This window comes from Pseudomonas donghuensis, assembly GCF_000259195.1.
GTDB classification, from domain to species: domain Bacteria; phylum Pseudomonadota; class Gammaproteobacteria; order Pseudomonadales; family Pseudomonadaceae; genus Aquipseudomonas; species Aquipseudomonas donghuensis.
This window is the reverse complement of record NZ_JH650768.1, coordinates 1-21,943: the sequence shown is the minus strand read 5'-3', so window position 1 is coordinate 21,943 and position 21,943 is coordinate 1. Positions and strand designations below refer to the sequence as shown.

Genomic DNA, 21,943 nt, shown 5'->3' with positions numbered 1-21,943 from the left:
ACAGCCAACACCGTGACGGTTGCAAGCCCCAGCATTGGCGGCTTCAGTTTTGCGCGGTCTTTTCACCTGCTTCCAGTTTCACCGTCTCTTCCAGGGTGAAGCGCCCCAGCGGGTTTTGCAGGAAGTTCTGGATATTGCTGCGCGAAATATTGATGTAGGGGCTGTAGTACAGATCGATCCAATGGACATCCTGTTTGGCCTGCTTCTGTAGTTCCTGGTAAATCTGCTTGCGTTTGCTCGGGTCGATCTCCACCCGGGCCGCGGCCACCAGGTCCTTGACCTTGTCGTTGTGGTAGCGGGTCATGTAGTTCATGTTGGTGTCGTGACCGAGCACGAAGGTGGTCTTCTGGTCCGGGTCCAGCACGTCGTTGGTCCAGTACATCACCGACAGGTCGTAATCGCCATCGACCAGCATCTGCCAGCTCTGGGTCGGGTCGACCTTCTGCAGGTTGGCGGTGATGCCGACATCGGCCAACTGCTTCTGCACCAGCACGGCGATCTGCTCGTCGGCCTCGTTGCCGGCGTTGACGACATAGTTGACCTTGAGCCCCTCGGCGCCAGCCTTCTTCAGCAGCTCGCGGGCCTTGGCCGGGTCGAAGGGGCGTTGTAGGTTGTTGGCGTTGTGATAGAGCGCGCCCTTGGGAATGTACGAATAGGCCACGTCGCCATGGCCGAAGGTCACGGTGTCCACCAGGGCCTTCTTGTCGATCGCCAGGTCGATAGCCTCGCGCACCTCGACCTGCCCCAGCAACCCCTTCTCGTGGTTGATCAGCAGGTGGTCCTCACGGGTCGACGGGTCGATGTGAATGGTCAGGCTCGGGTCCTTGCGCAGGGTATCGACACGGGAGAAGGGCACGAAGATCGCCGAGTCCAGTTCGCCGGCCTGGACCTTGAGCATGCGGGTGTTGTCGTCGGGGATGGAGATCCACTCCACGCCATCCAGGCTGACCTTGTCGGCCTCCCAGAAGTGCGGGTTCTTTTCCAGGATCACCCGGTCACCGCGCAGCCACTCCTTGACCTTGAAGGCACCGGAGGTCACCGGCTCCTGGGCGTAGGCGTCCTCGCCGATCGCGTCCATGGCTTTTTTCGACAGGATCGAGACGTTGGCGGTGGCCAGTTGCGAGAGGAACGGCACCGACTTGCTCTTCAGGGTCACCACCAGGGTGCGGTCGTCCGGGGCGTCGGCCTTGTCGATGATCTTGTAGGAGTCGGCCCACAGCGAGCCGGGGTTGTCGCGGATGCGCAGCAGGGAGAACGCCGCATCGCTGGCGCTCAGTGGCGAGCCATCGGAGAACTTGGCTTCGCGGATCTTGAAGGTGTAGGTCAGGCCGTCGTCGGAGACCTTCCAGCTTTCGGCCAGGCCCGGGACCAGCCGGGTGCCGCTGTTGTCGACCCGGATCAGCACGTCGTAGACGTTGGCGAAGACCCAGCTGTCGCGGTTCTGTGCGCTCTTGATCGGGTCGAAGGTAGTGCTCTCCTCACGGCAGCCGATGGTCAGCACGCCGGCTGCCAGGGTTGTGCCGGTGGCCAGGGTGCTGGCGGCCAGGACGGCGGCGGTGAGTAGCTTCAATGCTGTGGGTTTCATGCTCAAGCTCCGTTTGATGGTCATGGTTGTTGTGTCAGTACGGCGGTCGCGGATGGATGCAGGCATGGCGCCGGGCACCCTGTGAGTGGCTGGGCGGCGCGGTTTCGCTGCAGGTAGGCAGCGCCTGCGGGCAGCGTGGGTGGAAGGCGCAACCCGACGGCAGGTGCAGCGGGCTCGGTGGCTCGCCGGCCAGGGGGCGTTCTGGCAGGCGGCGGGCCGGGTCGATGTCGGCGATCGACTGGATCAGCGCGGCGGTGTAGGGGTGATGGGGCGCGTCGAACACCTCGTCCACCGGGCCTTCCTCGACGATCTGCCCCAGGTACATCACCGCCACCCGGTCGCACAGCCGGCGCACCACGCCCAGGTCGTGGGTGATGAACAGCAGCGCCAGGCCCATGCGTTCGCGAAGCGTCAACAGCAGGTTGATGATCTGCCCCTGGATCGACACGTCCAGGGCGGCGACGCATTCGTCGGCGACGATCAGCCGCGGCTCGATGGCCAGGGCTCGGGCGATGCCGACCCGTTGGCACTGGCCGCCGCTGAGCGAGCCGGGCTTGCGTTCGGCCATCTCGGGGTGCAGGCCGACCAGCTCGAGCAGTTCGACGACCCGCGCCGGGATCCGCTCGGCGGGCACCTTGCGCTGCACCTGCAGGACTTCGGCGAGGATCTGGCCGATGCGCTGGCCTGGATTGAGCGCGCTGTACGGGTCCTGGAAGATCATCGCAGTCTCGCGGCGCAGGCGGGCGATATCGACCTTGCGGCCCTGGGTCATGTCGATGCCGTCGAACACCACTTGCCCGGCGGTGACCGGGTTCAGTTGCAGGATGGCCCGGGCCAGGGTGCTCTTGCCGCAGCCCGATTCGCCCACCAGGCCGAGGGTCTGGCCGGCGGCGAGGGTCAGCGAGGCGCCGTTGACCGCGTTGACTTTGCGTGGGCGCAGGCCGAACAGGCCGCCGCCGGCGGCGGAAAACTGCACATGCAGGTCCTTGACCTGCAACAGCGTGGTCATGACAGGCCTGCGGCCAGCAGCGGGGTGTGGCAGGCCAGGCGGTGGCCGGGGCCGCTCTCACGCAGCTCCGGCAGTTGCTCCCGGCACCTCGGCAGGGCCTGGGCGCAGCGCGGCTCGAAGCGACAGCCCGGGGGCAGGGCATCGAGCAGGGGCGGTTGCCCGGCAATGGTGTTCATCAGCCGCACCTGGCGTTGCGCCGCGGGGTGGCAGGCCAGCAGCCCGGCACTGTACGGGTGGCGTGGATGGGCCAGCAGCTGGTGCTTGGCGCCGTGCTCGCAGAGACGTCCGGCGTACATCACGGCGATGCTGTCGCAGGTCTGCGCCACCACCCCCAGGTTGTGGCTGATCAGGATCATCGACAAGCCGCGACGGTCACGCAACTCCAGCAGCAGGCGCAGGATCTGCGCCTGCACGGTGACGTCCAGGGCCGTGGTCGGCTCGTCGGCGATCAACACTTTCGGGTTGCAGCCCAGGGCCACGGCGATCATCGCCCGCTGGCGCATGCCGCCGGAGAGCTCGTGAGGGTAGTTGTCCACCCGGGATTTGGGATCGGGAATGCCGACCTGGCGCAGCACTTCGATGGCCTCGGCCCGAGCCTCGCGGCGCGAGGCGCCCTGGTGCAGGCGGATGCCCTCGGCGATCTGCTCGCCGATGCGCATCAGCGGGTCCAGGTGGCTGCTGGGGTTCTGGAAGATCATGCCCAGCTCGCGTCCGCGTAGGCGGCGCATGCCGGCCTCGTCCAGTTGCAGCAGGTCGTGGCCCGCCAGGTGCACGGCCTTGCCCTCGATCCGCAGGTTCGGCGAGGGCAGCAGGCGCATGAGGGCACGGCAGGCCAGGGTCTTGCCCGAGCCGCTTTCGCCCACCAGGCCGAGGATCTCGCCCTGGCCAAGGTCGAAAGACAGGCGCTCGACCAGGGTGATCTCGCGCAGGCCGTTGCGGGCGATCACGCTTAGCTCCCGGACCTGCAGCAGCGGTGTGCTCATGAGCGGTCTCCAAGGCGTTCGGCGACGCCATCGGCCAGCAGGCTGAAGCCCATGGCCAGGGTCACCACGGCAAGGCCCGGGAAGGTACAGATCCACCAGGCGATGGTGATGAAGCTCTGGCCCTCGGCCACCATCGAGCCCCACTCCGGGGTCGGTGGCTGCACGCCAAGGCCCAGGTAGCTGACGGCGGCGCCGTTGAGCAGCACCAGCACCGCGTCCGACATGCAGAACACAACCGAGCCGAACAGGGCATTGGGCAGCAGGTGGCCGAACAGCGTGCGCCGGTGGCTGAAGCCCAGGCTCCTGGCGGCCAGGGCGAAGTCGCTTTGCTTGAGCACGAGGATCTGTGAGCGGATCAGCCGTGCATAGGACACCCAGCCGACCAGGGCCATGGCGATATAGAAGCTGCCAAGGCCCGGGCCGAGAATGGCCATGATCGCCAGCATCAGCACCAGGAAGGGGAAGGCCAGAACGATGTCGATCAGGCGCATGCAGGCGTTGTCCAGCAAGCCGCCGATGTAGCCGGAAATGGCGCCGATGCAGGTGCCCAGCAGGAACGGAAAGATCACCCCGATCAGGGCCATCTGCAAGTCGATGCGCGCCCCCCAGATCACTCGCGACAGCACGTCGCGGCCGAAATTGTCGGTGCCGAAGGGGTGCGCCAGGCTGGGGGCGGCCAGGCGCAGCTCGCCGTTCTGCATCAGCGGGTCGAACGGCGCGATCCATGGTGCGCACAGCGCCAGCAGGCACCAGCCGAGGACGATGGCGAGGCCGCAGTACAGGGTCAGACGACCGTTGCGCAGGCTCCAGACCAGGCGCCAACGGAGGGAACGCGTGGGGCTGGGACTGTGGCTCATTGGATCTTCACCCGCGGATCGAGGGCGGTGGTCGCCACGTCGGCGATGAAGTTCACCGCCACCGTGGCACAGGCCAGCACCATGGCCACGCCCTGGACCACCATGTAGTCGCGGGTGAAGATGCCGCGCACCAGCAACTGGCCGATGCCGGGCAGGGAGAACAGGCTCTCGATTACCACGGTGCCACTGATCAGCCAGCCGATGTTGACCGCCAGCAGGTTGATCGTCGGCACCATGGAGTTGGGCAAGATGTGGCGCCGCAGCAGCGCGCCTTCGCCAAGGCCGCGGGCGCGGGCCGCGGTGACGTGGTCGGCCTGCATCTCCAGCAGGATGCTGGCGCGCAGGTTGCGCACCAGTACCGCCGAGAGCGCCAGGGCGATGGTCAGGCAGGGCAGCACCAGGTGATGCAGCTTGTCGGCCCAGGTCCGGCCATAACCGGATACCGGGAACAGCCCCCAGTGCACGCTGAACAGCAGGATCAGCATCAGGCCCAGCCAGAAGGCCGGCAGGCCCAGGCCGGCGGTGGTGAACAGGCGGATCAGGTTGTCGGTCCAGCCGCCCTTGTTGCGGGCGGCAAGCGTGGCTAGCGGCACGGCGATGAGCAGTGCCAGCAGCACGCTGCCCAGTACCAGCATCAGGGTGGGCTCGATGCGGCTGGCGATCAGGGGCAGGGCGTCGATCTTGTACAGCAGCGATTTGCCCAGGTCGCCGTTGAGCAGGTTCTTCAGGAAGTACAGGTACTGCATCCAGATCGGCTCGTCCAGGCCAAACTGGGCACGGATCTTCTGGATCGCATCCGGGGTGCTGCGCGCACCCAGCAGCACCCGCGCCGGATCGCCCGGAATCGAACGGACCAGCACGAAGGTGATGATGCTGATACCCAGCAGCACCGGCAGCAGTTGCAACGGCCGGATCAAGACGAACCGGTAGCGTGCCAGGTTCATCGATCAGCCCCGGTTGCGCTGCAGGAAATCCAGCAACACCGGGAAGTAGGCTTGCGGCTCTTCGTAGAACGGCATGTGGCTGCTGTTGGGGAACACGTGCAGCTCGGTCTGGTCATGCAGTGCCAGTTTCATGCGCAGGGCGCAGGCGGGGGACAGTTCGTCGTGCTGGCCGGTGGTGATCAGGACCGGCATCTGGAACTCGCGCATTTGCTCCAGGCGGTTCCAGTCCTTGAGGTTGCCGATATAGAGGAATTCGTTGGGGCCCTGCATGGTGGTGTAGGGGCCCATGTTCCAGTCGCCCAGCGAGCGATTGACCGGCGCCGGCCACTCGTCGAGGCGGCACACGTGACGGTAGTTGAGCAGGGTGATGGCTGCCTGGTACTGGGGATGGTCGAGGTTTCCCTGGGCCTCGTAGCGCTGCATCATCGCCACGGTTTCGCTGCCCAGGGCACTGCGCAGGCGTTCCAGCTCGCTGATCAGGTGCGGGATGTCGCCGACGGTGTTTTCCAGAATGAGGGTTTTCAGCGACTGCGGGTGGTGGATGGCGTATTCGATCGCCAGCCAGCCGCCCCAGGAATGTCCCAGCATGTGTACGCGGCCCAGGTCCAGGGCCTGGCGGACCTGCTCGACCTCGGCCACGTAGCGGGTGATGTTCCACAGGCTGTCGTCGTCGGGGCGGTCGGAGGCGCCGGTCCCCAACTGGTCGAAGGCGACCACGCGGATGCCCTTGTCCTTGAGCCAGGCATGGGCATCGCGAAGGTAGTCGCAGGGCAGGCCCGGCCCGCCGTTGAGGCACAGCAGCACCTCGTCCCCTTCGCCAAAGCTGTACACCACGAGATTGTGGCCATCGACCGATACGTTGAACTGCTGGTCAGGTTGCATCTCACGCCACATCGCTACTCTCCTGTTGGCCATGGCTTACAGCTATACCCTGCACAGGAGAGTGCGCCGCCTACAAGCTAGTATTTCTTATAGGTTTTGTCTGGCAGTCCCGCGCCGAGCCGTGGCATTCTACTCGGCGGACTTCAAGATGGAAATCCAACAGGGTATACACAGGGAGTGTAAGGAATGCAGGCCAAGCTGGCTGATCTCCATACCCGTCTGGCGTCGGACAGTAACCTGGACGAACAGATGGACAGCGTCGCCGAGCTGGCGGCGCAACTGGGCTTCGATGCCCTCGTGTACGACTACAGCCCGGTGCCGCTGGATCACCTCGGCGAGTTGATCACCCCCTCCGTGGTCAGGCTGCGCCAGACCCCGAGGGATTGGCAGGACCTCTGGTGCTCCGATGGCTTCTACCAGATCGACCCGGTGCAGCAATTGGCCGTTTCCTCCATCGCGCCGTTCGCCTGGTCGTACCTGCCCAAGGGCGAGACCGTCCTGCAGCGCCTGATCGATCGCCGCCATGCGCCGGTGGTCGGTTACCTGCTCGATGCGCAGCTGGCCTGCGGCGTCACCGTGCCCATCCACCTGCCGCGCGGTGGGCTGGCGACCCTGACCGGCCTGCGTCCCCAGGCCAGTCAGCGTGACCTGGACGATGCCCGGGAACACCTCGCCGACTTCAGCCTGATCGCCCATGCTTTGCAGGAGGCGGCCTATCCCTTGCTGGGCAAGGAGGCCGCCAGCCGCGCCATCCGCCTGACCCGCCGTGAGCTCGAGTGCCTGCGCTGGGCTGCCGAAGGCCTGACCGCGGCGCAGATCGCCGAGATGCTCACCCGCTCGCTGGCCACGGTCTCCCTGCACCTGACTTCGGCCATGCACAAGCTGGGGGCGAAGAACCGGGTCCAGGCGGTCGCCCGGGCGGTGCACTATCGTCTGCTCGACAATTGAGTGGTAAAAAATCCGAAAACCTAGAGAACTCTCTAGTTATGCCTCGTCGTGCGTAGGGCTATTGTGTGCTCCACGATTCGCACGGAGCCGGATGAAATGGAACTCATCAAATCGCATGAAGGTTTTGCCCCGTTCGGCGACTATCAGACCTGGTACCGCGTCACGGGTGACCTGGATTGTGGTCGCACTCCGCTGGTCATCCTGCATGGCGGGCCGGGCTGCACCTACGATTATGTCGATGCCTACAAGGATGTCGCGGCCGGTGGCTATCCGGTCATCCACTATGACCAGCTGGGCAACGGCCGTTCGACCCACCTGCCGCAGATGCCGTCGTCGTTCTGGACGGTGAAACTGTTCATGGAAGAGCTCGACAACCTGCTCGAGCACCTGGGCATCAGCGACCGCTACGCCCTGCTGGGCCAGTCCTGGGGTGGCATGCTGGCCAGCGAGCACGCGGTGCAGCGCCCGGCGGGCCTGCGTTGCCTGGTGATCGCCAACTCGCCGGCAGACATGCGCACCTGGGTCAGGGAAGCCAACCGCCTGCGCGAGAGGCTGCCCGAAGATGTTCAGGCCACACTGTTGCGCCATGAAGCTGTGGGCGACTACACCGCCGCCGACTACATCGCCGCCACCCGGGTGTTCTACGACCGTCACGTGTGCCGCCTGAACCCCTGGCCGGACGAGGTGGCCCGCACCTTCGCCCAGGTCGATGCCGACCCGACCGTGTACCACGCCATGACCGGACCCAACGAGTTCCACATCATTGGCAGCACCAAGGACTGGACCATCGTCGACCGCCTGCCGCAGATCAACGTGCCGAGCCTGCTGATATCAGGACGCCATGACGAAGCCACGCCGCTGGTGGTCAAGCCGTACTTGGACCTGATCCCGGGCATCCGCTGGGCATTGTTCGAGAACTCCAGCCACATGCCCCATGTGGAGGAGCGGGTGGCCTGCATGGGTACCGTGGTCAAGTTCCTCGACGAGAGCCTGTAGCGTTCGCAGCGGCCCTCATTCCGGCGATCACTACCTTACGATTGGTGTAGGCAGGATTTTCCATGGGTAGGTTGAAGAAAATCCTGCGTCGCCAATCTACCTTCCCATGCAGGCAATCGCTGCACCTTCGAGCCTCGGGCTCAGCCCCCCCGCGGGCAAGCCACGAACCCGGTACATGACGTGCACCTGCTGCTCATCTCAAGATCATCGTGTTTTTGAAATCACACCACTCATGTATTGATGTAGATCGCGCAGGTCCTTAACACTCCAGGCGTGCGGCGGTATCTTTACACCGTTCTCCTGCAACGTCTTTGGAATTAAGTTTCCATTGGGGCGAAGTATTATGGAAGATACAATAACACCCGGGTAATCACTCAGCCGCCTCTTGAAAGCCGATGTTGTAAGGTCAGGGGTTGGCGGATTGCTTTTATTGGCCAATGGCCCTGTCCCCTTGATATCTGCTCCGTGACACACGGCACATCTCTGTAAATAGAGACTTTTCCCATTGGTATTATCCGCGAGGGCGGGTGATGTTTGAATGAGTGAAAACACCCCGAGTAAAGCAAGGAATGGTATTTTAATTTTTATTTGTCCGTGTTGTATGAGTAGCATCCGCATCGAGGGCAAACCCCGCGTTACCAATGCAACGCTCAATGCGCTCGATAACATTTGAACCCAGAGTGTTCATTAGGGTCTTTACGAAATATGCCTGCGCGACAAGGGTGGAAACCGACCCATGGCGGCCAATGGCACACGCTCGGTTGAAAGGGCAGCTAACGGTATGACAGCCGTCTTAGAGAACCGACTCCACTCGCCATGTCCAGCGCCCCAACGGGCTATTCTGCACCGCCTGCACAAACACCCCGTAATCTTCGAGGTAGTGGTAGCTCTCGGCCCATTCAGAAGTAGCCGTTTTGTGCTTGGAACAGCTCAGCGGCTTGGCCATGCCTTGCAAGGCGGGGTTTATCTGACTGGCTGGCAGCGCGGCGCCGACCTTGCAGGTGACGGTAGTGGTGAAAGGCCCCGTGGTGGTGGCCTGGACCAGGTCATAGGCCACTTCGCTGTGTTCCGGCAGGCGTTGCCAGTCGCCTGTGAAGCTCAAGCCGATGACGTGCAAGGAGTCTTCTACCTGGTTGCCGTTGTTGCGGTCGAACGAGCGGTTGGCCAGCTCGATCAGGCCGCGGAACGTCAGCAGCAGCTTGGTGCCCAGCACCGAATCCACTGGCTGCAGCAGCAGCTGGCCGCTATGCGGGTCACGGCTGAAGATGTCCTTGCGCTGCACGCCGGTGATCTTCATGCCGTTGAGCACCAAGGCGTCGTAGCGATAGTGCAAAGCCTGTAGCGTCAAGCGCGGTTCGGGCAGTTGCAGGGTATTGATCGCCGCCAGCACGGCTGGCGCCGTCTTGGGTGTATCGAGCTGCGGCGGCAGTGGCGTGCGCACAGGGGGCATCGCCATCTGGGCCCAGGTGGCAGCGGGCTGGCAGGCAGCTTCGATCAGGCGTTGTTGTCCGCTGTCGGCCTGTGCCTGCGGCATCATTGGGGTGTCCAGATTGACCTTGCCGTTGTACACCCGGCCATTGTCGTCCACCTTGAAGTCGCTCAACGGCTTGAAAGTGCGCTGCTTGCAGTCGATGGCCAGGCGCTCATGCAGTTGTGCAATCTGGCCGTACCCTTTGACTGCTTGATAGTTGGCAAGTTGAATGCTCGTCCAGATCTTGAGTACGCCATCCTCGTGAATCGCGCTGTTACGGTCCAACACCAGCCAGTCTTGAACTGGCGCGGTGTCCAGCGCTCGCCAGTCAGGCACGGCGCGATAGGCGCAGGCATTTTTGAGTTGTTCGCTGCGCTGCAGCACCTGCAAATGTGGTTGCGGAAGGTTGCTGGAATCGTCGTTGTCAGAAAACGCCTGCATGCCCCGTTTGGTGGGATAGAACATGCTGCCGCTGGGCTGGCTGCAGGAGGCGTCAAAGCGGGTGACCCAGGGGTTGCTCGCGGAGGGCGCGATCATGTAGGTGATCTGGTCGCCTTGACGGATGATCGAATCGGGCGCGGCCGATTCGTTGATCACTCGTTCGAACACTTCAAGGCCAGGGTGCTTGGCCGGTGGTTGCGGCTTGGGCGGGGTGCTGCAGGCGGCGAGGGCGAGCGGCAGGGCTAATGAAAGCGAGAAACGGGCATCCATGCAAAAAAGCTCTTGGTCAAAAAAAAGCGCGAGTTTACCTGACCTGCACTGGTGCTCAACTGATGAATATAATTTTCGACACCAGCTCTGCGCTGTTCTTGGCCTGAAGTTTCTTCATCAGCCGGGCGCGGTGGACTTCCACGGTGCGGTGGGAAATGCCCAGCTTGCGCGCCACTTCCTTGCAGGTCAGGCCATTGACGATATGCAGCGAAATCTCCCGTTCGCGCGGAGTCAGCTGGATGGTCGGCGCCGGCTGGCGATCCAGGCGCTCGAAATGCCAGACCATCAGTTTGAACGGGTCTTCCACCGTCAGGGAAAACCCGTGGGCCCGGGCCCAGAACACCTCGCCGTTGCGATGCTGCATGAAGCGCTCGTCGGAGTAGAAGGCGCCGGGGCCGTTGCGCAGCCAGTGCTCGCTGCGCTCGCCGATGCTCTGGTAGTCGGCCTGGGAGGGGTACAGCAGCAGGGTCAGGTGGCCCTGCAAATGCTCGCGCTCGTAGCCGAACAGGCGGACGAACGCCTGGTTGCAGTCGAGCATCCGCCGATGGCCGGTGATCATCTGCGGCGCGGGGGAAACCTGGAAGGCCAGGCGCTCGAGGTCCTGGAAGTGCTGGGCATCTACGGTCATCAGGCATCCTGCCTCGGATTTATCGGCGCGCCCCCTGGGTACTACTTACTGGCGTAAGTAGTTGCCCCAACTAGCGTGTGATTCGGGCGCTGAATCATTGTATGGAATACGCGCTTCAAGGACAGAAGAAAATCACCATGACTCACGACTCCGTATCCATCGTCGCTGCCGCCCACAGTCCTTTCGGTCGCCTGGACGGCCTGAACCTCGAGGACCTGATCGTCCAGGTTACCCGCGAAGCCCTGGCGGACGCGGCGATCGACGCAGCAGAAATCGACGCGCTGTTTCTCGGGCACTTCAACGCCGGCCTGGTGGCCGATGGTTTCCCCGCCTCGCTGATGCTCCAGGCCGACCCGCAACTGCGCTTCAAGCCCGCCACGCGCTGCGAGAACGCTTGCGCCTCAGGCTCAGCGGCGATCCAGGCCGGGATCAACGCGATCCGCAGCGGTGCCGCCGAACTGGTACTGGTGGTCGGCGCGGAGAAAATGACCGGCAACAGCACCGTCGAAGTCACCCGGGCCCTGGCCGGCGCCGGCTACCAGAATGCCCTCCAGGAAGCCGGCCTGAGCTTCGCCCAGCTGTTTGGCCAGGTGGCGCAGCAGTACGCCGAGCGCTACCACAGCCCCTTGGCCTCGATGGCCGCGATCGCGGTGAAGAATCACGCCAATGCCATGGCCAACCCCCTGGCGCAGATGCACCGGGTGATGGACTTCGAACACTGTAACAATGTTTCCCAGGGCAACCCGCTGATCGCTCCACCACTGCGCCTGACCGACTGCTCGCTGATCAGTGACGGCGCGGCGGCGATCATCCTCGCCTCGCCGCGGCGCGCCCGTTCGATGCGGCGCCAGGTGGCGATCCGCGCCATGGTCCAGGTGAACGACTTCCTGCCCTTGTCGCGCCGCGACATGCTGGCCTTCGAAGGGCCGCAACGGGCTATCCAAGGGGCCCTGCGCGAGGCCGGGGTGACCCTCGGCGACCTGAGTTTCGCCGAGGTCCACGACTGCTTCACCATCGCCGAACTGCTGATCTACGAAGCCATGGGCCTGGCGCCCAAGGGCGAGGGCCACCGGGTGCTGGACGCGGGCATCGTACGCCAGGGCGGCCGCCTGCCGGTGAACCTCTCCGGCGGGCTCAAGGCCAAGGGGCATCCGGTGGGGGCCACCGGGGTCTCGATGCATGCCCTGGGCTTTGCCCAACTGGTCGGTAAACCCATCGGCCTGGGGGTGCCCGGTGCCGAGTTCGGCTTGCTGTTCAACATGGGCGGCATGGCGGTGGCCAACTACGCCAGCGTCCTGCAAGCGGTCAAGGTCTGAGGATGAACATCGCCCATTGGCTGCACGCTGCGGCCCAGCGCTGGCCGCGGCGGGCGGCGCTGTTCGAGGGGTGCCGCGAGGTTGCCGACTACCAGGCGTTCGCCGCCCAGGCCCGGACACGTGCCCTGCAATTGCGCCATGAGTACGGCATCGTGCCTGGTGACCGGGTGGCGTTGCTGATGAAGAACAGCTGCGGCTATCTCGAATTGCTGTATGCCATCTGGTGGAGCGGGGCGGTGGCGGTTCCGATCAACAGCAAGCTGCACGCACGGGAAGCGGCCTGGATAGCCGGCAATGCCGGGGCCCGGTTGGTCTATACCGATGAGGGCGAGGTCTTTGACCGCGCGTCGCTGCCGGCTGGCTGCCGTGAGCTGGCCGCGCCCGGGCTGGCCGATCCAGGCCAGCTGCCGGGCGATGAACTGCTGGCGCCGCACCCGCGGGAGGACAGCGACCTGGCCTGGCTGTTCTACACCTCCGGCACCACCGGGCGTTCCAAGGGGGTGATGCTGTCCCATGGCAACCTGATCGCCATGTCCTTGTGCTATCCGCTGGACGTCGATCCGGTGGCCGCAGATGACGCGGTGGTCTATGCCGCGCCGATGTCTCACGGCGCCGGCCTGTACAACTTCATCCATGTGCGCTGCGGCGCCCGGCACGTGGTGCCGGCGTCGCGGGGGTTCCAGGCGGCGGAGTTGTTCGAGCTGGCGCAGGCGCTGGGCCAGGTCAGCCTGTTTGCCGCGCCGACCATGGTCAAGCGCATGGTCGACCAGGCCCGGCAGCAGGGCTATTGCGGCGAAGGGATCAAGACCATCGTCTACGGCGGGGCGCCCATGTACCTGGCCGACCTCGCCGAGGCCCTGGACACCTTTGGCCCGCGCCTGGTGCAGATTTACGGCCAGGGCGAATGCCCGATGACCATCAGCGCGCTGTCGCGGGAGGCCATCGCCGACCGCGGGCATGCCGACTGGCCGGTCATTGCCGCCTCGGTCGGGCGTGCCCACGCCTGCGTCGAGGTGCGCGTGGTGGATGCGCAAGGCCTGCCCCTGGCCCCCGGCGAACCCGGGGAAATCGCCGTGCGCGGGGCGGCGGTGATGCAGGGGTACTGGGACAACCCGCAAGCCACCCAGGAGGCCCTGGTGGATGGCTGGCTGCGTACCGGCGACATAGGGTTCCTCAATGAACAGGGCTACCTGACCCTTACCGATCGCAGCAAGGATGTGATCATCTCCGGTGGCAGCAACATCTACCCGCGGGAAGTCGAGGAAGTGCTGATCCAGCACCCCGAGGTGTTCGAAGTGTGCGTGGTGGGGGAGGCCGATGCCCATTGGGGCGAGTCGGTGGTGGCCTTCGTGGTCCTGCGCACGCCCCACAGCCTCGATGCACAGGCGCTCAACGATTGGTTCCTGGCGCGCATGGCCTCGTTCAAAAAACCGAAGAAATACCTGTTTTGCGCCGAGCTGCCGAAGAACAGCTATGGCAAAATTCTCAAGACCCGCTTGCGTCAGTGGCTGCAAGACCCCACGGGGCCTTTGAGCAACCTCTGAAACACTGCATTTCATGGATAGCACTACGACAGGAGTCCCCACGATGGGTGTGTCATCTTTCAACTCCCAGCGCCAGCGGCGCCGGGCCTTCATCGGCGCCACTTCCGGCCACTTGATCGAGTGGTACGACTATGGCGTCTACGGTTTCCTGGCCTTGTACATCGGCAAGGCCTTCTTCGTCTCTGACGACCCCACCAGCAGCCTGCTGGCAAGCTTTGCGGCCTTTGCCTTGAGCTTCTTCATCCGGCCCCTGGGCGGCCTGTTCTTCGGCCCCCTGGCCGACAAGATCGGCCGGCGCAAGACCCTGATCACCGTGCTGGTGATGATGGCCGGCTCCACCTGCCTGCTGGGCCTGTTGCCAACCTACGCCAGCATCGGCATTGCCGCGCCGGTGATGCTGGTGCTGATCCGCTGTGTGCAGGGCTTCTCCGCCGGTGGCGAAATCGGCACCATCACCAGCTTCATTTCCGAATATGCCGGCCCCGGGCGCCGGGGGTTCGCCACCTGCTGGCTGATGGTCACCGCCGTGCTCGGCCTGCTCCTGGGCGGCGCCGTGGCCAACGGTATGACCTGGGCCCTGGGCGCCGACCTGATGCAGGACTGGGGCTGGCGGATCCCGTTCCTGATCGCTGGGCCGCTGGGCTTCATCTCGCTGTACATCCGCCTGAAGCTTGAGGACAGCCCGGAGTTCCTCGCCCTGGTAGAGGCCGGGCAGACCTCGAAGGCGCCGCTGCGCGAGGTCTGGCAGTGGAAGCGCTCGATTGCCCTGGTGTTCTTCATCATCACCCTGCACAGCTCGATCTTCTACCTGGTGCTGACCTTCGCCTCGACCTACATGTCCAACACCCTCAAGTTCGACAGCGGTACCACCTTGCTCTACGTGTTCGTCGCCAGCCTTTCGGCGGCGGTGGTCATGCCCTTCGGCGGCGCCTTCACCGATCGTTACGGGCGCAAGCCGTTCCTGATGGTGATCGGCACCCTGGCGACCCTGGCCATGTACTGGTTCTTCAAGGCCGCGCCCGGCGCCACCCCGGCCACCTTGTTCTGGCCGTTGATGGCCGTGGCGATCCTGTTCGGGCTGTACGCGTCCTCGACCTACGCGCTGATGAGCGAGCTGCTGCCAACGCGCATCCGCTCCACCGGCATCGCCGTGGCCTACAACATCCCGGTGGCGGTGTTTGGCGGCAGTGCGCCGCTGATTTCCACCTGGCTGATCAAGCTCACCGGCGACATCACCGCGCCCTGGTACTTCTACGTGGCGACCGGGGTCGCGTCGTTGCTGGCACTGGTGGTGCTGCGCAAGGAGGATTTCGTTGCGTGTGGCCATGACGTTCGGCACGAGGGTAGCGCGGCGGTGCCAGGGTTGGTGAATCTGCAGCCTTGAGCGCGTCGGTCGGCGCCAGCGTTGGCTGGCGCCGCCTGTCACAATCGAAGTTACGGTGGCGGCTGCAGCGGGAACTTCAGGGTACTGGGCAGGTCAATGGGGGCCCTGTATCGGCAATGCCGAGCAGCACTGTGGTCTGTTTACGCCAGTGCCGTCCGAGATCAGTCGAGTCCGCCCCCTGATGCCAACCAAGATTTTTCTCCCGGGTCTGATCCTGGTGTTCTGCGCCGTCGCGTCGCTTGGTTCGGTTGCGGCTGAGCGAAGAGCGCCAGCGCACAGTAACAGCGCATCAACCACCCTCATCGAAACCGCCTCGCGGCAATATGAAAATGGCCAGTTGGACCAAGCCGCTGCCACGCTGGAGCGAGCCCTGCATATCCAGCCGAACAATCCCGCTACGCTGCATTACCTTGGTGTCTTGCGTCTTCAGCAGGGGCAATACCAGCAGGCTGAAACCTTGGCGGTGCGCTCGAACATGCGGGTTGGTCGCAACGTCGAGTTACGCAACCGCAACTTCCAATTGATCCAGGCGGCGCAGCAGGCCGGGTCTTCGGGTATCCCGCCCAGCGTCAAGGCGGACCTGGTCGCAGCACAGAAGAGGCCGCAAGAGCAGGCGCAAAGGCGCAGCGAGGCAGCACTGGGCGTTGCCGAACAATCCACGCAGCCTGGGTACGATGCAGTGGTAATTCCCCGCAGCCATTTGCCGCCTCCGGGTAAATGCCGAATCTGGTTTCCTGATCGCCCGCCGGGGCATCAGCCCGCACCCGGCAAATGCAAGAAACTGCGGTATCGGGTTCCGTCAGGGGCTTACCTGGTGCACGGGTGAGTTTCTGCGTATCCAGGTCTGGCCGCCGCCGGCCGGTAGCGTTGCCGGCCACGTTGTGGGAGGGACAAAGCGGACGTTCATATCTATTCCACCTCACCGCTGTAGCAAATGCACTGTCATACCAACCAGCGCGCAGGCTAACAGCACTTGAATGACTCCCCGTTTGAAGCGAAACAAGGCGACGGCGGCACCGACCGCGATCAGCGCGGATGGCCAATCAAACGTGCCGTTGAAGCCGTTTGGCCAAAGCACGTGATAACCGAAGAACAGCGCCAGGTTGAGGATTACGCCTACCACTGCGGCGGTGATGCCGGTGAGCGGGGCGGTGAACTTCAGCTCGTTATGAGTCGACTCCACCAACGGCCCGCCAGCCAGGATGAAAAGGAAAGACGGCAGGAACGTAAACCAAGTGACGAGGCTGGCTGCGATTGCGCCGGCAAGGAAAGGCTGATCGGCACCAAACATTGGATTGAGATACCCGCCGACAAACCCCACAAATGCCACCACCATGATGAGTGGCCCAGGAGTGGTTTCGCCCAACGCGAGCCCGTCAATCATCTGGGTAGGCGTCAGCCAGCCGTAATGACCAACGGCACCCTGGTAGACGTAAGGCAACACCGCGTAGGCGCCGCCGAATGTCAGCAAAGCGGCTTTGGTGAAAAACCAGCCCATCTGGGTCAGGGTGCTGTCCCAGCCAAACGACCCTATCAATGCCCCCATTGGCAGTAGCCACAACCCGGCACCAATCAGCGCCAGGCGCAGTAGATGCGCCCAGCGAAAGCGCGCGTGCTCGGGCGTTGGCGTGTCGTCATCGATCAGGGCGGGGCCGTAATTGGCTTTCGCAGCACCATGCCCGCCGCCAATGACGAACTTGTCCGCGGCAAAGCGGCCACCGATATAACCAGTGATACCGGCAACCAGCACGATCACCGGGAACGGCACGTTAAGCGCAAAAATGGCCACGAAGGAGGCTGCGGCAATCGCCCAAAGCCAAGCGTTCTTCAGGGCCCGAGAACCGATCCGGTGAGCGGCGTGAACCACAATCGCCGTCACCGCAGGCTTGATACCGTAGAAGATCCCGGCCACCACCGGCACCTCGCCAAAGGCCACATAGACCCAGGACAATCCGATCAGGATAAAAAGCGACGGCAGCACGAACAGCGCCCCGGCAATCACTGCGCCCCAGGAGCGGTGCATCAACCAACCGATGTAAGTCGCAAGCTGCTGGGCCTCCGGGCCGGGCAGCAGCATGCAATAGTTCAGCGCGTGTAGAAACCGCTTTTCACTGATCCAGCGCCGACGCTCGACCAGCTCCTGGTGCATGATCGAAATCTGACCTGCCGGGCCGCCAAAGCTGATGAAGCCAAGTTTGAGCCAGAACAGCAATGCTTCAAACAAGCCGACAGGCGGCGGAGCAGCATGCGGCTGATCGCTGATTGCAGAGGTTGTATCAACCATTGGCAACATCCTCGCTTGCGAAAGCCGCCAGGAGGCCATCAAAGATGCCCCCGGCAACCTGGGTCAGTTGATCATCATCGAGAATACTTTCCCGCAATCCGGTGAGGACACGCTCAATCCCTGGGGCTTCAACGGGCTGGCTCCCCCCCACGTCCAGGTAGTGAACGACGGCGGCAAGTCGCGATAGCCCCGATACTTCAAGGGCAAAGCTGGCAATGAGGGTCTCGAAGGAGACTCGCTGGCCGGTGTGGCTGAACTGCGCCCCATCGAAATCGAAGCCGAGCGCATCGCCAGGACAGTCCTTCGGGCTATCCAGCCAGATGATTTTGGCGTCCGTATCGATAAAGCGGCGGATCAACCAGGCGCAGGCAAGCCGGTCTACCCACGGGCGCTTTCGGGTCGCCCATTTACGCCCTTGAAACGCGCTGCGATCAAGAACGATGATCGGCTGTTCATAGGCTGTCGGCTCGTCGGCAGACAGCGCTCGACTGATTGCCGTCTCCAGGTCTTGAAGCGCTGAGTCGGCCTGGGCTTTGGGTGCGCCAGGGAAAAAATCGATGGTCGTCAACTGGCCATAGGCCTTCCTGAGCTTTCTCACCTGCCGCGCTACTTGAAGTGCATTGTCCTGAGTCAGCGCTGCTCGGCAGCCAGCAATGTCTTCCAGCAGCTTGGTGTAGTCATCGCTTCGGTCGAACAGCGCACTGAAGCGTTCTTCCGGCGCCGAAAACGTCAGCAAGTATGCCGTGCCATTGAGGCTAAGTACGTCTCGCTCAACCGTCTCGAATGCATCTTTGCTCACGCTGAACTCGGGGAGCAGATAGACACCGTCGCGCAAAACCGTCGCGCCTGAAGACTTCAGGGTCCTCCAGGCACGCATTCGCTCGGTCGCATTCGCTGTTGGTAGACCAAGAATCAATAGCGACCAACCGACCATGTAGATCTCTCAACAATTAACGTCATGTACTCTACATTAAACTCGATCAGGCCGAAGTCAATCTCATCCTGCCGGGATAACCAGGGCGGGCGGGAAAAAACGTGGTGTATGCGCCGTGCGAGCGCAGCAGTTCATCCGCGTTCATCAGCCAATCAGCTGCATGTACTCTTGCAACGGTGAATCCGCTCCGCTCACTGGGCTCGTAAACGCTACGCTTGATCATTGGCTGACTATTGCCCAATGCTTTAGTCCAGTTCAGGGCCGTTCTGCAAGACGCATGGGTGGTAAGGGCATTGAGGACGCTATGACTGACCGCGAACAACTTCATCGAGATGGCTATGTGCTGCTCCGTCGAGCAATCCCGGACGAGTGGCTGGGTGACCTTCGTGCAGTGTTCGATGCGGGGGTGAAGCCATCGGGCCAATGGCCAGTGCCGCGTGGCATGGGCTGGCGCCATTCGCTGTTGGACACAGACTCGACGGTTCAGGCTGTGTGTCGCCTGCCGCGGGTGCTGGCGGCGGTTGGTGAGTTGATCGGAGAACGGTTCTTCCTCTCGCAGGTGGAGGGTCGCGAACCCCTTGCAGGTGACGGTCATCAGCAGCTGCACCGCGACTTGTCGGCCCAACGGCCAGGCGACATAGTGAGCGCGCTGGCTTATTTCGACGATTATGGTCCCGAGAACGGCGCGACACGTATCGTCCCCGGCAGCCATCGCCCTGGGCAGGGAGAGCCGCCATTCGACTTCAGTGACGAGTCCCGGTCTGTGCAGCTTTCAGGCTCCGCTGGCGACATCCTGGTGTTTGATGTCGATTTGGTGCATGCGGGCAGTCTGAACTCAATCGGCGCACGCCGTCGCTCCCTCCTGATTAGCTACTTTTCTGAGCTTCTGTACGCGTCACACCTGGAAACAGTGAGCCTGCGAAGTGTTCGGATGGACACGACCGATCGGTTCGATCCTTCGGACTTTGCCTTTGGGGCTATATAACCTGACCTATCTGACGCAAAAGCCAGTTATCCCTGGCAACGCAGACGGCCCGATGCGCTTGGCTATTGGTCCAGCAGCGGTGCCAGCAGTGCACACATGCCGCGCCAGTGCGAACCCTCCCAGTAAACCCGTTGGCAGGCGTCGCAGCGCAGGAATTGCGAATAGAGGGCGCCAATGCGTGGCGGCACCTGCGGCCGGGCCAGTTCCGGGCTGATCTCGTGCAGCGGCTGGTTGCAGTGAAGGCACAGGCTGAATGGCCGCGCGCTACGCGCCAGGTCGAGGCGCTCGTACAATTCGCGCAGTTGCAGCGACGGCTTCAGGGCATGCACGTAACAGCCGTGGCTGATGATCCGCCGCTTGAGGAGTTCGCGGTCGCGGGTTAGCACGATGCGTCCTTGCTGCGCAGCGATCTCGGCAATCTCGGCGTCCTCGAAGCCATTGTCGTAGAGCGTGTCGAAGCCACTCATGCGCAGCAGGCTGGCCAGCCCGCCAAGGTGCGCATCAGCGATGAAGCGCAGCACCCGTAAAGGTTGCGCACGAACCTGTAGCAGCGGGCTGATGTCCAGCGCTTCGAACTTGGGATACACCGCAAGCCGGTCGCGGTCGAAGACCACCCGCTCGAAGCCCACTGACTCGTCGTTGAGCAGCACCAGCTCGACCTCGGTGTGCGGTATCCCAAGCGCCTCGATCATGTGCTTGACCGTGGCCCCGCGCGCGCACTCGCAGGTGAAGGACTGTCGCCGCCGTTCGGCCGGCAGGAAATCGTTGAGCTCTTCGTAGAAGCGGAAGGTTGCACTGGTCATGCTGATCAGTATGGCAGGGCTGCAGGATGAGCGCGTCGAGCCCGGTCAACGACTATCCGGATCCCCTCATTCAGCAACGGAACAGGCGACGCACGCCTTGGTCGCCCGTTCTCCCTCCCAGGTAGGCTGAAACTCCCATGTTGCCTAGGAGTATCGGCCGATGCGCAATCCCCGGCGCTCGTTCACAGTGGTGGATGGTAGCAGTAAAGGTCCACGCTCCGGCCTCTGGGGCCGGGATTGCTCGGGAGAAAGCCATGACTATCCGCAAAAAAATCGCATCGCCGACGAGCGACCTTACCGATGACACGGATGCCAACCTGTTTCCCATCACGATCGCCTCCACCAACCCGACAGACGCCACCCCCGCCAGCACTGCCATCACCACCGCCTGCGCCCTGAGCGTCGAGGCGACAGGGGTGAACGTTTCGCTGGACGAAACCGCCGGGTTGCAAAACAGCACGGCCACCGCAAGCCCTGCGGGAGACGCTGACGACCATGACCTTCTGATCTCGGCGCTGCCCTCGGTCTTCGCTACCCGCTTGACCGCGCTGGGGGCCGGTACCGTAACAGGTGCAGCCCTGAGTGGTTATACAGGTGCGGTGGGCAACACCGGCAGTGATGCGTTCACCATCACCGCTGCACCCGGCGGCAGCGTTACCGATGTCAGCTTCACCGACAGCCTGGGCGCACCGCTCAATGGCCTGGACAGCGGACTCGATACCCTCGATGGCACCAGCATCCTTCTCTATACCGATACCAACAACAACATCCTGCTGGGCCGAGCCGGGGGCCCAGCCGGCGCAATCGTGTTCGCGGCCTACATTGAAGAAACCGGATCGCCGGTCACCGGCGGCAAGATCTGGACCGTGGAATACCAGCCGCTCAAGCATCCGGATGCCAGTAACCCGGACGATGCCCTCAACCTGCTGGACAAGGTGTTCATCGGCGCCAGCCAGGACCTGGGATTCAGCCTGGCCAATGCGCCCTCCGGGCAGAACCTGTTCCTGATGTTCACGACGGCGAACCCGACCGTGGTTGACGACGGTGGGGTCCTGCGGATCACGGATCCGACCGTTATCGCCACCGGCAAGGACCCCGCCGACCAGTCAAGCGGCGCCAATATAACGACGGGCGACACGATCAACACCAGCCAGGGGGGTGGCCCGACCACCTTTGGCACCAACAATCAGATGATCGTGGAGCAGGAAGGCATCCGTTTTTCGTTCGTCACCGGTGCCAGGCAGAATGTGACCGTTCCCAACCTTAGTCAGAACGAAGCAGATGTTGAAGCCAACATCGACTTTACCGACGTCTTCAATACGAGGTCGGCCGCGTTCGACGTCGTGCAGTTGCAAAGCGGCAATAGCGCGGTGGTAAAAATCAGCGCATTCAGCACCGCTGCTGAACCTGGCGTGAATTTCATCAACGGTTATGCCAATGATGCGTCGGTTGCAATCAGCAATGTTCGCGTCATCAACATCAGCACCGGGCTTGTGATCGAGAACTCTGACGGCTCGGTGAATGATCCGGCCATTGTCATCAGCTTTGCTTCCGGGGTTGCCACCATCACCGGCGTTAAGGCCGGCTACCAGATTGAGTACACCACAACGGCCGACCACAACCGCGTGCTCATCGAGAATGGCGCGGCCATCGACGCCAAGGGCAATAACCACGCCGAT

20 protein-coding genes are annotated in these 21,943 nt (G+C 63.2%); 8 read left to right on the top strand and 12 right to left on the bottom strand.

Features of this window, described 5'->3' with window-relative positions; genetic code table 11:
• Window positions 1–43: 43 nt before the first annotated feature.
• From UW3_RS0116250 to UW3_RS0116225, 6 genes are read right to left on the bottom strand one after another with little or no spacing between them, the layout of a single operon-like run.
• Window positions 44–1,585 carry an ABC transporter substrate-binding protein gene (locus UW3_RS0116250; protein WP_010223575.1) on the bottom strand — a complete coding sequence of 514 codons (1,542 nt, stop codon included), beginning with the start codon at window positions 1,583–1,585 and terminating at the stop codon, window positions 44–46.
• A 34-nt stretch (window positions 1,586–1,619) separates the two neighbouring features.
• Window positions 1,620–2,594, bottom strand: a complete 975-nt coding sequence (locus UW3_RS0116245) for an ABC transporter ATP-binding protein (protein WP_010223573.1) — start codon at window positions 2,592–2,594, stop codon at window positions 1,620–1,622.
• Window positions 2,591–3,577, bottom strand: coding sequence for an ABC transporter ATP-binding protein (locus UW3_RS0116240; protein ID WP_010223571.1), 987 nt, complete (start codon window positions 3,575–3,577; stop codon window positions 2,591–2,593). Before UW3_RS0116240 ends, UW3_RS0116245 begins: the two co-directional genes overlap by 4 nt.
• On the bottom strand, window positions 3,574–4,434 hold the full coding sequence (locus UW3_RS0116235) for an ABC transporter permease (RefSeq protein WP_010223570.1): 861 nt from the start codon (window positions 4,432–4,434) through the stop codon (window positions 3,574–3,576). The genes UW3_RS0116240 and UW3_RS0116235 overlap by 4 nt, the downstream gene beginning before the upstream one ends.
• Window positions 4,431–5,378 carry an ABC transporter permease gene (locus tag UW3_RS0116230; protein ID WP_010223569.1) on the bottom strand — a complete coding sequence of 316 codons (948 nt, stop codon included), beginning with the start codon at window positions 5,376–5,378 and terminating at the stop codon, window positions 4,431–4,433. The genes UW3_RS0116235 and UW3_RS0116230 overlap by 4 nt, the downstream gene beginning before the upstream one ends.
• A gap of 3 nt (window positions 5,379–5,381) precedes the next feature.
• A complete protein-coding gene (locus UW3_RS0116225; protein WP_010223568.1) occupies window positions 5,382–6,272 on the bottom strand; it encodes a proline iminopeptidase-family hydrolase in 891 nt (296 codons plus the stop codon).
• Between the two features lie 174 nt (window positions 6,273–6,446).
• Between UW3_RS0116225 and UW3_RS0116220 the strand changes: the two genes are divergently transcribed.
• Window positions 6,447–7,208 (top strand): LuxR family transcriptional regulator, encoded by a 762-nt coding sequence (locus UW3_RS0116220; RefSeq protein WP_010223567.1) that lies wholly within the window; start codon window positions 6,447–6,449, stop codon window positions 7,206–7,208.
• 96 nt (window positions 7,209–7,304) lie between these two features.
• A complete protein-coding gene (locus UW3_RS0116215) occupies window positions 7,305–8,204 on the top strand; it encodes a proline iminopeptidase-family hydrolase (protein WP_010223566.1) in 900 nt (299 codons plus the stop codon).
• A 204-nt stretch (window positions 8,205–8,408) separates the two neighbouring features.
• Here UW3_RS0116215 and UW3_RS28265 read toward each other — a convergent pair whose 3' ends face one another.
• The 3 genes from UW3_RS28265 to UW3_RS0116205 form a co-directional block, all read right to left on the bottom strand.
• Complete coding sequence (locus UW3_RS28265) at window positions 8,409–8,816, bottom strand: c-type cytochrome (protein WP_010223565.1); 408 nt, start codon at window positions 8,814–8,816, stop codon at window positions 8,409–8,411.
• Window positions 8,817–8,997: 181 nt separating this feature from the next.
• Entirely contained in the window at window positions 8,998–10,386 is a 1,389-nt protein-coding gene (locus UW3_RS0116210; protein WP_010223564.1) for a hypothetical protein, read from the bottom strand.
• A gap of 55 nt (window positions 10,387–10,441) precedes the next feature.
• Window positions 10,442–11,014, bottom strand: a complete 573-nt coding sequence (locus UW3_RS0116205) for a LuxR C-terminal-related transcriptional regulator (protein ID WP_010223563.1) — start codon at window positions 11,012–11,014, stop codon at window positions 10,442–10,444.
• A gap of 137 nt (window positions 11,015–11,151) precedes the next feature.
• Between UW3_RS0116205 and UW3_RS0116200 the strand changes: the two genes are divergently transcribed.
• The 4 genes from UW3_RS0116200 (at window position 11,152) to UW3_RS0116185 (ending at window position 16,084) form a co-directional block, all read left to right on the top strand.
• Window positions 11,152–12,330, top strand: a complete 1,179-nt coding sequence (locus UW3_RS0116200) for an acetyl-CoA acetyltransferase (RefSeq protein WP_010223562.1) — start codon at window positions 11,152–11,154, stop codon at window positions 12,328–12,330.
• Window positions 12,331–12,332: 2 nt separating this feature from the next.
• Window positions 12,333–13,874 carry a class I adenylate-forming enzyme family protein gene (locus UW3_RS0116195; protein ID WP_010223561.1) on the top strand — a complete coding sequence of 514 codons (1,542 nt, stop codon included), beginning with the start codon at window positions 12,333–12,335 and terminating at the stop codon, window positions 13,872–13,874.
• A gap of 43 nt (window positions 13,875–13,917) precedes the next feature.
• Window positions 13,918–15,258, top strand: a complete 1,341-nt coding sequence (locus tag UW3_RS0116190) for an MFS transporter (protein ID WP_010223560.1) — start codon at window positions 13,918–13,920, stop codon at window positions 15,256–15,258.
• 181 nt (window positions 15,259–15,439) lie between these two features.
• Window positions 15,440–16,084, top strand: a complete 645-nt coding sequence (locus tag UW3_RS0116185) for a tetratricopeptide repeat protein (RefSeq protein ID WP_010223559.1) — start codon at window positions 15,440–15,442, stop codon at window positions 16,082–16,084.
• A 93-nt stretch (window positions 16,085–16,177) separates the two neighbouring features.
• Here the strand turns inward: UW3_RS0116185 and chrA are convergent, their stop codons facing one another.
• Window positions 16,178–17,542: a chromate efflux transporter gene (gene chrA, locus UW3_RS0116180; RefSeq protein ID WP_010223558.1), complete on the bottom strand. Its 1,365-nt coding sequence runs from the start codon at window positions 17,540–17,542 to the stop codon at window positions 16,178–16,180.
• Complete coding sequence (locus UW3_RS0116175) at window positions 17,535–18,476, bottom strand: chromate resistance protein ChrB domain-containing protein (protein WP_081492804.1); 942 nt, start codon at window positions 18,474–18,476, stop codon at window positions 17,535–17,537. Before UW3_RS0116175 ends, chrA begins: the two co-directional genes overlap by 8 nt.
• A gap of 304 nt (window positions 18,477–18,780) precedes the next feature.
• Here UW3_RS0116175 and UW3_RS0116170 point away from each other — a divergent pair, with 304 nt between their 5' ends.
• The gene (locus UW3_RS0116170; protein ID WP_026001358.1) at window positions 18,781–19,461 is read left to right on the top strand and encodes a phytanoyl-CoA dioxygenase family protein; all 681 of its coding nucleotides are present in this window, start codon (window positions 18,781–18,783) and stop codon (window positions 19,459–19,461) included.
• Between the two features lie 62 nt (window positions 19,462–19,523).
• Here UW3_RS0116170 and UW3_RS0116165 read toward each other — a convergent pair whose 3' ends face one another.
• Window positions 19,524–20,264 carry a Mut7-C RNAse domain-containing protein gene (locus UW3_RS0116165; protein ID WP_010223555.1) on the bottom strand — a complete coding sequence of 247 codons (741 nt, stop codon included), beginning with the start codon at window positions 20,262–20,264 and terminating at the stop codon, window positions 19,524–19,526.
• A gap of 254 nt (window positions 20,265–20,518) precedes the next feature.
• Here UW3_RS0116165 and UW3_RS0116160 point away from each other — a divergent pair.
• Window positions 20,519–21,943: DUF5801 repeats-in-toxin domain-containing protein (locus UW3_RS0116160; protein ID WP_010223554.1), on the top strand; the 1,425-nt coding region annotated here is incomplete at its 3' end.

What these genes read in the sequence shown, in the direction of transcription:
- UW3_RS0116250 (WP_010223575.1), bottom strand. Translation starts at nt 1,585, where the DNA reads ATGAAACCCACAGCATTGAAGCTACTCACCGCCGCCGTCCTGGCCGCC.
- UW3_RS0116245 (WP_010223573.1), bottom strand. Translation starts at nt 2,594, where the DNA reads ATGACCACGCTGTTGCAGGTCAAGGACCTGCATGTGCAGTTTTCCGCC.
- UW3_RS0116240 (WP_010223571.1), bottom strand. Translation starts at nt 3,577, where the DNA reads ATGAGCACACCGCTGCTGCAGGTCCGGGAGCTAAGCGTGATCGCCCGC.
- UW3_RS0116235 (WP_010223570.1), bottom strand. Translation starts at nt 4,434, where the DNA reads ATGAGCCACAGTCCCAGCCCCACGCGTTCCCTCCGTTGGCGCCTGGTC.
- UW3_RS0116230 (WP_010223569.1), bottom strand. Translation starts at nt 5,378, where the DNA reads ATGAACCTGGCACGCTACCGGTTCGTCTTGATCCGGCCGTTGCAACTG.
- UW3_RS0116225 (WP_010223568.1), bottom strand. Translation starts at nt 6,272, where the DNA reads ATGTGGCGTGAGATGCAACCTGACCAGCAGTTCAACGTATCGGTCGAT.
- UW3_RS0116220 (WP_010223567.1), top strand. Translation starts at nt 6,447, where the DNA reads ATGCAGGCCAAGCTGGCTGATCTCCATACCCGTCTGGCGTCGGACAGT.
- UW3_RS0116215 (WP_010223566.1), top strand. Translation starts at nt 7,305, where the DNA reads ATGGAACTCATCAAATCGCATGAAGGTTTTGCCCCGTTCGGCGACTAT.
- UW3_RS28265 (WP_010223565.1), bottom strand. Translation starts at nt 8,816, where the DNA reads ATGCTACTCATACAACACGGACAAATAAAAATTAAAATACCATTCCTT.
- UW3_RS0116210 (WP_010223564.1), bottom strand. Translation starts at nt 10,386, where the DNA reads ATGGATGCCCGTTTCTCGCTTTCATTAGCCCTGCCGCTCGCCCTCGCC.
- UW3_RS0116205 (WP_010223563.1), bottom strand. Translation starts at nt 11,014, where the DNA reads ATGACCGTAGATGCCCAGCACTTCCAGGACCTCGAGCGCCTGGCCTTC.
- UW3_RS0116200 (WP_010223562.1), top strand. Translation starts at nt 11,152, where the DNA reads ATGACTCACGACTCCGTATCCATCGTCGCTGCCGCCCACAGTCCTTTC.
- UW3_RS0116195 (WP_010223561.1), top strand. Translation starts at nt 12,333, where the DNA reads ATGAACATCGCCCATTGGCTGCACGCTGCGGCCCAGCGCTGGCCGCGG.
- UW3_RS0116190 (WP_010223560.1), top strand. Translation starts at nt 13,918, where the DNA reads ATGGGTGTGTCATCTTTCAACTCCCAGCGCCAGCGGCGCCGGGCCTTC.
- UW3_RS0116185 (WP_010223559.1), top strand. Translation starts at nt 15,440, where the DNA reads ATGCCAACCAAGATTTTTCTCCCGGGTCTGATCCTGGTGTTCTGCGCC.
- chrA (WP_010223558.1), bottom strand. Translation starts at nt 17,542, where the DNA reads ATGGTTGATACAACCTCTGCAATCAGCGATCAGCCGCATGCTGCTCCG.
- UW3_RS0116175 (WP_081492804.1), bottom strand. Translation starts at nt 18,476, where the DNA reads ATGGTCGGTTGGTCGCTATTGATTCTTGGTCTACCAACAGCGAATGCG.
- UW3_RS0116170 (WP_026001358.1), top strand. Translation starts at nt 18,781, where the DNA reads ATGACTGACCGCGAACAACTTCATCGAGATGGCTATGTGCTGCTCCGT.
- UW3_RS0116165 (WP_010223555.1), bottom strand. Translation starts at nt 20,264, where the DNA reads ATGACCAGTGCAACCTTCCGCTTCTACGAAGAGCTCAACGATTTCCTG.